The 2,238-nt window shown below is 29.4% G+C and carries 1 protein-coding gene; it reads left to right on the top strand.

The features are described from left to right. The first annotated feature begins 1,152 nt into the window (after window positions 1-1,152). Entirely contained in the window at window positions 1,153-2,145 is a 993-nt protein-coding gene (locus KVT34_RS29325; protein ID WP_088096926.1) for a DUF418 domain-containing protein, read from the top strand. Window positions 2,146-2,238 lie beyond the last annotated feature (93 nt).

Genomic DNA, 2,238 nt, shown 5'->3' with positions numbered 1-2,238 from the left:
AGGGGGATTTCGCACAAAAAAATCCCTATATAGATAGAGATTCACGTATCGGCATATAGTCCTTGAAAAAGGATGTATGAAGTGTAACATTTGAGAGTTTTTGAATTTGTGAAATTGATGTGAAAGTACTTTTAAAAAATTGTATTGAAATAGTGACTTGTAAATGGGTACGCCCCTTACTGGGAGGTAAGAGGCACAGGAAATGCAAATTTATTTGTAATTTGCTAAGTTTATTGTAGCATATATACCCGTCTATATATGTTACAAAAATATGAACAAATCTATCATTTAGTAACTAGTGGGAGTGCAGATTGTATGGCCTAAGCTGTTTTTAAAGGATTATAACAGAGAAAATACAAGAAAAGACCTGAAATAGGTTCGTTTTTGTTATTCTTTTGGAGAATAATAAATAATGTTGTTTCTCGCGTATCGATACGGGACAAATAAAAGGAATATCTCATCGCTATCCTTTCCTATGAAGCTATGGAAGAGTACATTAGAAAGAACAAATTAAGCCTGTAATATGCTATATAAAAAAGTCGATTCTTAGAAACTCGACTTTTTCTTTGCCTTCTAATTGTATAAAGTTCTACAAAATTGATTTAGCGTATATCTCCACTTAAATGTAAATAAAAGTAAGAAAGAAAGCCGTTTTTTTGTTCTTTAGTATACAGAAAATCGGCTTTCTTACGCATTGCTTAATTTTTCAAACGTATTTGTATTTGATTGTCGGTTAAACGATGGGTCATGACACGTATTATTACAATTTAGTAAGATTATTTTCCAATTTGTAAGGGGACAGTCATGTAATTAAACATAAATAACGTATATCTTTAAGATGTTAAACGCCTATACACTGAAGCATGTAGTTTTTTTGTAGGTGGATTAAACCATTCACAAGTAATTCTGATTGAAAACGGCTAAAAGTGAAGCTACTTGAATTAGGTTGTTTTAGACCATGTTCCCTACAATGCAGTTGCTTTCAGCGTGCTAAAGCTCAGTGTGGAAAATAAAAAAAGGAGCTGATAAAAATAAAAACATTAAGTCTGTTTCTAATAGTTAATAAATCTTTTATTGGTAGGGATATTTAAATTTACAGAGGCACATTTTTATTTTTGTAAAATAACCTTTAAGTGTATTAGGAGATTCCAAATGAATAAATTAAATGCGTATATAAGAATAGATACAATGGATTACTTACGAGGATTTGCCTTGTTGGGAGTTCTTCTTGTGAATAGTTATCAGGTTATGAATAATGTAGGTGTTAATAATGAATTCCATGATGAATTATATTCAATTTTTAACAGAAAATTTTACCCTATCCTATTCTTCTTATTTGGATTTGGTAGTTATCTTTTTATGAATCGATCCAAACAAAAAACAAAAAATAGATACCTTTTATTTTTACGAAGAATAGGATTTTTATTTGTACTAGGACTTATCCATATATTTTATGCACCATCTGGGATTAACGATGTGTTAATGGTGTATGCTGTACTTGGCCTATTTATTGCTATGTTTTTTAAATGTAAAAAATGGAATAACTTAATTGTAACGATTACACTAATTGTTTTATCTATAGTTACAGCATTTTGTCAACCTGTTTATGGTGAAAGGATAGTATGGCTAGAATTACTCTCAAACATAAGTAATTGGTTATCATTGATGATGCTAGGGTTTACGATGGGGCAATTTAAATTTTTTGAAAATATCTATGGGAAATTAAAGTATATTTCGATTTTCTTAATAGTTACTATTTTTGCTTATCTATCTCTATTTTATATTCAAAAGTTAATTGTCATTACTCCTGCAGGCCATGAAATATTAGAAGATTATATAGTTTCTTCAATGATTATTAGCTTTCTTCTAATTATTTTACAATGGGATAAAGCTAAAGTAATATTTTCTCCAATAAAATATTATGGACAAATGTCTTTAACAAATTATCTGGCACAAAGTGTCTTACTAATTGGGTTTAGTCTCATCATTGGTAGTGTACCTATTAATTCATTAATTATCTGCTTCATTATCCATACTATTCTAATTGTTTTTAGCATAATGTGGTTAAGGTCTTTTAATATGGGACCTGTTGAATTGTTGTTACGGTACTTCACTTATTGGGGCAAAATTCCAAATAAGAAATAATTATTAAAGAAAGTTTTAATGAAGGAACCTCTTTATAATGAAATGTTAAAGTCAATTTTCTTAACGTACGACACGTTATTGAGCTGTTACAAC

Source organism: Paenibacillus sp. GbtcB18 (genome assembly GCF_019091125.1).
Classification (GTDB): Bacteria; Bacillota; Bacilli; order Paenibacillales; family NBRC-103111; genus Paenibacillus_F; species Paenibacillus_F chitinolyticus.
Note: the sequence above shows the minus strand (reverse complement) of the source record. Positions and strands in the feature narration are given on the sequence as shown.

Coding starts and splice junctions, on each gene's coding strand:
- KVT34_RS29325 (WP_088096926.1), top strand. CDS start 1,153: ATGAATAAATTAAATGCGTATATAAGAATAGATACAATGGATTACTTA.